The sequence below is a fragment of the Streptomyces fildesensis genome, from assembly GCF_016107395.1.
Lineage (GTDB): Bacteria > Actinomycetota > Actinomycetes > Streptomycetales > Streptomycetaceae > Actinacidiphila > Actinacidiphila fildesensis.
The window spans coordinates 1-301 of record NZ_JAAIKO010000252.1 but is presented as its reverse complement, the minus strand read 5'-3'; the positions used below and the strand labels follow the sequence as shown (position 1 = coordinate 301).

1 protein-coding gene is annotated in these 301 nt (G+C 48.5%); it reads left to right on the top strand.

The features are described from left to right. Nucleotides 1–21 precede the first annotated feature (21 nt). Nucleotides 22–301, top strand: a 280-nt coding sequence (locus C6N31_RS44925; RefSeq protein ID WP_232486370.1) for a hypothetical protein, incomplete at its 3' end; no start/stop codon positions are given.

The following is a 301-nucleotide window of genomic DNA, read 5'->3' as shown; positions in this document are numbered from 1 at the left end:
GCTCGAAATTCCGATGTCGGGATGGACCTGCTTCAAGACCTTGAAGATGTAAATCTTGTAGGTCTCCAAGCTCTTCTTCATGCGCTTCTTCTTCTTCTCTTCTTCTTCTTCTCTCCTGCAGCGATTCCTCCTTCCTTCGGAATAGACTTTCCAGCCTTCATCTTCTTCTCCGCAACGGATTTCTCCTCTACGACCTTCTTCTCCTCTGCTACTTTCTTCTCCGCCGGCTTCTTCTCCGCTTTTGGAGCCATGGATTCGGTAAATTACTTCTTTGCGGCGAGCAGAACAGCCCTAAGATCAG